The sequence below is a fragment of the Caballeronia udeis genome (assembly GCF_001544555.2).
Taxonomy (GTDB): Bacteria; Pseudomonadota; Gammaproteobacteria; order Burkholderiales; family Burkholderiaceae; genus Caballeronia; species Caballeronia udeis.
The window spans coordinates 181489-188361 of the sequence record NZ_FCOK02000008.1 but is presented as its reverse complement, the minus strand read 5'-3'; the positions used below and the strand labels follow the sequence as shown (position 1 = coordinate 188361).

General features: G+C 55.6%; 5 protein-coding genes and 2 pseudogenes. 3 read left to right on the top strand and 4 right to left on the bottom strand.

The window, feature by feature from the left end:
• Nucleotides 1-198 (top strand): annotated as a pseudogene (locus AWB69_RS49245) (hypothetical protein); the annotation flags it as partial.
• 27 nt (nt 199-225) lie between these two features.
• Here the strand turns inward: AWB69_RS49245 and AWB69_RS08820 are convergent.
• Both AWB69_RS08820 and AWB69_RS08815 read right to left on the bottom strand, forming a co-directional pair.
• A pseudogene (locus AWB69_RS08820) lies at nt 226-1083 on the bottom strand (DUF1302 domain-containing protein); the annotation flags it as partial.
• Nucleotides 1084-1178: 95 nt separating this feature from the next.
• The gene (locus tag AWB69_RS08815; protein ID WP_062084415.1) at nt 1179-2531 is read right to left on the bottom strand and encodes a DUF1329 domain-containing protein; all 1353 of its coding nucleotides are present in this window, start codon (nt 2529-2531) and stop codon (nt 1179-1181) included.
• 370 nt (nt 2532-2901) lie between these two features.
• On the opposite strand from AWB69_RS08815, the gene AWB69_RS08810 reads away from it, so the two are divergent.
• A complete protein-coding gene (locus AWB69_RS08810) occupies nt 2902-3486 on the top strand; it encodes a TetR/AcrR family transcriptional regulator (protein ID WP_062084412.1) in 585 nt (194 codons plus the stop codon).
• A gap of 147 nt (nt 3487-3633) precedes the next feature.
• Here AWB69_RS08810 and AWB69_RS08805 read toward each other — a convergent pair whose 3' ends face one another.
• Nucleotides 3634-4485 carry a 3-hydroxybutyryl-CoA dehydrogenase gene (locus AWB69_RS08805; RefSeq protein WP_062084409.1) on the bottom strand — a complete coding sequence of 284 codons (852 nt, stop codon included), beginning with the start codon at nt 4483-4485 and terminating at the stop codon, nt 3634-3636.
• Between the two features lie 37 nt (nt 4486-4522).
• A complete protein-coding gene (locus AWB69_RS08800) occupies nt 4523-5173 on the bottom strand; it encodes a TetR/AcrR family transcriptional regulator (protein WP_062084407.1) in 651 nt (216 codons plus the stop codon).
• 111 nt (nt 5174-5284) lie between these two features.
• Here AWB69_RS08800 and AWB69_RS08795 point away from each other — a divergent pair, with 111 nt between their 5' ends.
• A complete protein-coding gene (locus AWB69_RS08795) occupies nt 5285-6859 on the top strand; it encodes a 4-hydroxyphenylacetate 3-hydroxylase family protein (RefSeq protein WP_062084404.1) in 1575 nt (524 codons plus the stop codon).
• Nucleotides 6860-6873: the final 14 nt, after the last annotated feature.

The window sequence follows — 6873 nt, the reverse complement described above, 5'->3', positions numbered from 1 at the left end:
CTGAAATTCGTCACGCCGGCGCAGCGCCACAACGGCGTAGCCGCCGCAGTGCTCGCGCAGCGTGAAGCAGTTTATGCAGAGGCCAGGGAGCGCAATCCACGGCGTTGGTCCCGATCAACGCGTAATTGGGAATTGAAGGATGAAGTCTGGCTCAATCCGGAGCGCATGCAGCCGGAAGAACTAAAGCAGTTTGCTTGAAGTGACACGACAAGTACGTTGACAACCGCCGTTAACGAACCCACTGTTCTTGCTGTTAGTACCTGCAATCGTGGCGCCGCTGAGACCGCCAACGTTGATATTATTTGAGTTGAGCGAACCGGGCTCTGCCCCGCGTCCGAATACGTTTGACGTCGACCAGTACGTGCCGACGGGCGGATATCTGTTGCCGTTCCACTGAAATTGGTAGTAGTCCTCAGTCGAGAAGCCAGCCGGCAAGCTACTCGCGAAGCTGATCATCGGTGCAGGCAGGAGCGCCTGTTTCAGCTGTGTGCCGGGAATGAGCAACTTCTGGATGTCGAGCGAGTTGGTCGCGTTGATACCACCCGACGCGAAATAGCTTTCTCCCCAATTGATCACCTGGTTGCCGAGCCGTACGTGAGCACGCTGGTCGGCAATCTGGAAGTCCTTTTCCGCCCACAGGTCGAGCAGCTCGACGTTGTACACCGCCTGGCTCTTTGCTGCGGATGAAAGCGACGTGCGATCGGTGCTGTCTGCGAGAAAGTCATACATCGCCGTGCCGCGGATCAGGAACTTGTAACCTTCGTTTGGCATCAACATCAGCAGTTCACTCGTCACGCTGGTGTAGCCGGTGAATGCATGACCTTTACCGTAATTAAGGTCACCCTCGTCGCCGTTGGCCCACTGGGCCGTGTTGGCTGCGCTACCGCAGCCGTTCGCGTTCGGGTCGCCCGTCAGAGCACAACTGGGGGCTTTAGTACGAATCCCCGCTCCGGCAGTTATGTTCGACACCCATGACCCAGTGAGATCCCCGAGTCCAGTGTCAAACGTATAGGCACCGGCTTGTCCTGATGCGACGATCCCCAACGCAAACGTCCCGCAGAGACAAATCTTTTTGTTTTTCATGATCACCTCCCCTATGCCAGTAGGACAACTAAATTAATTAAACAGATCAATCCATTACTTCGTATAACCTATAAATAAAATATAAATTTAGATGACTAACGGTCGCTAATTGCGCCGAGATTCTCACCTGTAAAAAAGCTGTCGTTCAGCCGGGAATCGTCAGAACCCGGGGGGAAAAATTTGAGATCTTTGCCAGTTCCGACCACAGTTTCGTCGAAGACATATCGGCCGCTAGTCAGATCGTTGTAAATAGAGGCGGCGGAGCCACAGGCGCCGAGATCCCATTCAGGCGTGATGTAATTTTCCTTGACCTTCCATATCTTCCCCTGACCATCGAAATCGTCACCTACCGCTGCAATCCAGCTGTCTTCATCAAGATATAAAGTCTTTTTCGGTGTCGAATGCCGCACTCCCGCTTTCACCGTGCCCTCAATCTCCCAGACCCGATGCAACTCATATCGTCTCATGGAGGGTTGCACAAACTTCGGCCCGGTAGCGTCGGTCAACTTGGCCGTGAAGTTTTGGATCGCGAAACCGTTGTAGGGAACATATATCTCTTTCTTTCCGACCAGCTTCCAGTCGAATCTGTCTGGATTCCCATAGAAAATGAAGGAGATATCAGCTGGGTACTGATTTTCGTATCCTATAAGCGGTGCATCGTAGGCGTAGGAAGGCAGACGGCGTACGCGACGTTGACCGGTAAAGTAGTAGTACGTGTCCGCATCCTTGTTGAAGTAATAGCGTTGCATCGTCCCTTGCCCGGCTAGCGCAGCGGGATCGGAATATAAGTAATAGGCGCCGTTATAAAGGCCCTTGGCGTCTTGAGGTGAATGCTGACCTTTTTCTGCCCAGGGAAAATATAAGAGCTGATTCCAGCGGGTGATGATTGGCGCATCAGACCCGGGACGAGGAGAAACTACGGTGTAGCCCGTTGGCCATTCGACGCCGACACCCTGATATCGCATCAAGAAATTCCACATCGCCTGGATACCAGACACCGGGGCAGGGAAAGGCACACTCGGGAGGACGGCGTTTTCTAACGACCAACCATCCGAAGCGATTGACGCTTTCCCAGCGCCCTCTTTTGTATTTTGCTCGACGAAATCTGGTCGACCGCACTCGCGGTGCGTCGGGTACACAGGCATCGTGTATCCAGCTACCTGCTTGAGCATCGCAATTTGACCCGGGGTCAATCTGTCGGCGTACTTGTCCACATTCGACGCGTCGATGACAAAAAGAGGTTGCTCCGATTTGTACTTCCAATAGTCTTCGCGGAGTTTGCCGTAGGCCCACCCTGGAAGCGGCTTTCCCATTCCTGAAAATGCAGGAATAGAACCGGCGTCTTTCGCTGGCTCGTCGGTTCCGGGGCTAGCTGCCCGGCTTGGGTAGGCATGGCCTAAAAGAACAGTTATCGCGACCGTGATCATTGACTCGCGTAAGTAGCGCATAGAACAGCTCCTGAGGAGAGAAAGTCAGTTGCAGTGCGGTTCGAGAGCGCTTGGTCGGCGCCCCTGCAATGCGAAAATACGATCAATTGCAAGCGCTCCGTACACCCTGCTTGCAATGCAAATTCCTCTTATAAATTGCCTTCGACAACTGGGCGGAAAGTGACTGTACCGTCCAGCCGGTACAGTAACCAAAACAAAAAAAACGCAAAGCCATTTTTTAAGGCTTCGCAAACTGCACCGGCTGGCCGGTTCAGTATAATTCCTCGCGGCGGTCCCCGATGCACACTGACTACGACAGTCGCAGCACGGGGACAAGGCGGACGCTCAAGAATGCGGCATCCTAGGTAAGCAACTAAGACATGGAGATACTTTGGACGATCTAAACAGCCGAACGGACGCGATAGACGCAACGAAGCTCAAGCTTTTCAAGGCAACCGAAGAGATTGTTGGGGCGAAGGGGTTGTTTTCCCTGACCTTGGCCGAGGTGGCCGCGGCAGCCGGCGTGAGTAAAGGAGGGCTGCTCTATCATTTCCCGACGAAGACTGCGTTGTTAAGAGGCGTGCTCGAATATGAAGTCAGCCAATTCGAACTATGGGTTCGCAAAGAGGTCGGTAACGATTCGAGTAAGGGCACATGGGCGCGCGCATACATCCGCACAAGCTTCGATGAACGATGGACTGGCGGCGGATCTTCCTCAAAAGCGCTCATAAGAAGCCTGATAATCGAACCGGCCCTCATCGAGACATACGGTAGCCACCTGGACAAATGGGCCGAATGGTTCCGAGCTGACGGACTTTCCGAAACCACGGCTCAACTGATACGTTTTGCGGTTGAAGGACTGTGGTTCGACGAAATTTTGGGCCTCCGACCGCTCGATGATGCGGCAAGGAAAAACTTCATTGACGCGTTGATCAACCTGACATTTGAAGATAAAGCTGATTCCGAAAAAGCTTGATGTCGGGTGCTTGGATTCCCTACGTTTTCACTTTCCTAGCCCCTTTCTTTACCGGGGTACGGGTCATGTGACACTTCGCGGCCGCAATTTGCAACGTCTTGCTCGCGCACATGTTGCAGGCCGTGTAGCGTCAATGCTTCCCAAATTCTATTCGTAGCGGTAGACCCCATATCGCGTTTTGCGCCCCAGGTGCCCCGCCGCAACCATTTCCCGGAGAAGCGGACAAGCGCGATATTTAGAGTCCCCGAAGTCCTTCATGAGCACATCCATGACCGACAGGCAGACATCGAGCCCGATAAGATCCGCTAACGCCAACGGCCCGATAGGATGACTCGCACCGAGCTTCATCCCGGTGTCGATTTCTCCCGCCGTAGCGACGCCCTCGGCCAAAACAAAAAACGCCTCATTGATCATCGGTACAAGGATGCGGTTGACAACGAAGCCCGGTGAATTCTTCACGCTGACCGGTGATTTATCGAGTCGCAAGGTCAGCTCGCGAACGGCTTCAGCCGTCTCATGGCTCGTCTGCAAGCCGAGAATGATTTCGACCAGAGGCAGCAGCGGCACCGGGTTGAAGAAGTGCATGCCGATAAAACGCGAAGGATCGGCCAGGGTCGACGCAAGCGCCGTAATGGAGATGGAAGACGTGTTGGAGGCGATGATGGTTTCGCTCGGCACAACCGATTCGATTTGCCTCAGGACGCGCGTCTTCAGTTCCGCGTTTTCAGTGGCCGCTTCAATGACCAGGTCGACAGTGGCGAGACGTTGATACTCGACAGACGTGTCGATTCGGGCGAGCGCCGCATTGCGCGCCTCTGCATTGATCTTGCCTTTGGACACGAGCCTGTCGAGGCTTCCGGTCAGCGTAGCAACGCCCTTTTCCAACGCCTCACTGGACACGTCGATCATGACGACATGGATTCCCGCAACTGCAAGGACCTGTGCGATGCCGTTTCCCATCGTGCCGGCGCCAACGACGCCTACTTGTTCGATTGCCATGAGTTGTTCCAAACGATAGAGCGCGATGCGCCCACATTTACTTCTTGCTTGATGAACGGACCCGCTCTACCGCCTGCGACACATAGGCCGCGCAGAGTATTGCGGAATCTTCCTGGAACATCTTGATCCTTCGCGTGTTCTCCAGGATCAATAGTCCGACGCAGTGCGCAAAAAATGCGGTGACTTCCGATCGTGCGACTTGTTCTGTCGCACCCAGCGCCCGCAGCGCGTCTTCGAAGTGCGCGAGCGAGTCGCGCAGCCGGCCATTCAAGGTCCCGTTCAGTTCGGGAGTCAATCCGTGGGGTCGCATCCCGCCAAAAAGATAGAAACCCAGATCAAGGTCGCGCGGGTTTGATGCGTAGAAGTCGTAGAACGCCATGGCGGCGCGCTCAGCCCGCTTCGGGACCGACCGCAAGCCCTTGACCTCGTCAGCCACGACATGATTCAAGCGCTCCAGCGATTCACCCAGCAGCGCTCCGTAGATTTCTTCCTTCGCATCAAAGTAGGAATAGATCGCGCCCGGCGTGTAGCCCGCGCGCTTGGCTATCTCGCGAATGCTCGCCCCATCCAGACCGCGTTCCTCGAACACCTCTCGCGCAGCAGACAGGATATGCGCCCGTTTGGCGTCACTCACTACCGCCTGCCGATCGCGGCGCTGTTGTGCTCGTTCATCTTCCGCAAGGTTCATGGTTTTCCTTTCAATGGTGCACATCGTCGCACGGAATCAAACACTTGACAATAAATTAAACAGTGTTTAATTTAAATTAACCATGTTCAATCACTCCACAGGAGACCCCACATGTTGATGTCCGCACACGACTACGAAGAGTCGCTCCGTCAGTATCGTCCGAAGGTTTTTGTCGATGGCCGGCGCGTTGAGTCGGTGGTTGACGAACCGGCATTCCGGCCCGGCGTCAATGCCGTGGGTTTGACTTACGACTACGCGCTACGAGCGGAGTTCGAGCCGATCATGACAGCTACTCAGGGCAGCAGCGGCAAAACGGTCAATCGCCTTCTGCATATCAACACCAGCAGTGGCGACTTGCTGAACAAGCTCGAAGCGGTCCGTCTGGTGTGCCAGGAGACTGGATGTGCACAACGCTATCTGACGCACGACGCACTCAACGCGATTCATCAGGTCTCAGCACGGCTCGACGACGCAAAGGGTACGACCGAACATCGCGATCGCTTCACCGCTTATCTGCACGACGTACAAGACCGCGACCTGACACTGGGTGTCGCGATGACCGATGCAAAGGGCGATCGCAGCAAGAAACCTCACCAGCAGGGCAATCTCGATGCTTACGTTCACATCACACATCGTGATGGCAGGGGCATTCGGATTTCCGGCACGAAAGCCATTGTCACCGGGGCGCCGTACATGCATGAGTTCCTCGTCATGCCGTGCCGGAACATGGGCAAGGAAGACGCAGATTTCGCGGTGTGCTGCGCTGTTCCAGTCGATGCGGACGGCGTCACGATCATCGCGCGCCCCGCAGGCCGGCCCGGCGAGAAGGCGGCACTGTTCTCGAACAAGTACGGCCAGTCGACGGGCGTCGTGGTCTTCCAGGATGTGTTCGTGCCTTGGGACCGCGTGTTCTACGCGGGTGATTGGGAGCACAGCGGCTATATGACCTATAACTACGCGACCCATCACCGGCATAGCTGCATCGGTGCACGGGCAGGTTTCGGCGACCTGCTGATCGGCGCGGGAGCCCTCATGTGCGAAGCGAATGGTTTCGATCCGGGTGAGGAACACCACCTGCGTGACCAGATGGTTGAGCTCATCAAGATCACAGAAGGCTTTTATGCGTGCGGCGTCGCAGCCTCAGTGTATGCAACGCAGGACAAGGCGGCGCAGAGCTTTGTCCCTGATCACGTTTTCTCCAACATCGGCAAGCTGCTGCTGGCGACGCAAATCTATGACATGCACAAGATCGCTCACTACGTCTCGGGTGGCCTTATCGTTGCCCTGCCGGGGCCCGACGAAGACCACAACCCGCTGACCGCGGCCACGCTGCAGGACGTCCTGCGCGCAAACCCGGACATTCCGTACGACAAGAGGATCGAGACCGCCCGATTCGTCGAGGACCTGACCGCCTCTTATCAGGGTGGATGGTATTCAGTTATCAGTCTCCACGGAGGAGGTTCGCCGGAAGCGATGAAGCGGGAGATCTATCGCAACTATCCGGTTGGCTCGAAAGTGAAGCTCGTCGAACGACTGTTGAATCGCGGGCTGACGGAGGATCCGGATCGCGCGATCACCCGGAATACCCAGCCCGGAAAATGCTGCTCTCAAGGCTGTACGGTACCTGGCGCACCTGTCATGGTCGATCTCCCAGAACTGCCATCCAAGCGGGCAGAGATAGTTTGAAGCGTGATTTCTCA

Bases quoted from the DNA above. Each gene is read 5' to 3' on its own strand.
- AWB69_RS08815 (WP_062084415.1), bottom strand. From the start codon at position 2,531: ATGCGCTACTTACGCGAGTCAATGATCACGGTCGCGATAACTGTTCTT.
- AWB69_RS08805 (WP_062084409.1), bottom strand. From the start codon at position 4,485: ATGGCAATCGAACAAGTAGGCGTCGTTGGCGCCGGCACGATGGGAAAC.
- AWB69_RS08800 (WP_062084407.1), bottom strand. From the start codon at position 5,173: ATGAACCTTGCGGAAGATGAACGAGCACAACAGCGCCGCGATCGGCAG.
- AWB69_RS08795 (WP_062084404.1), top strand. From the start codon at position 5,285: ATGTTGATGTCCGCACACGACTACGAAGAGTCGCTCCGTCAGTATCGT.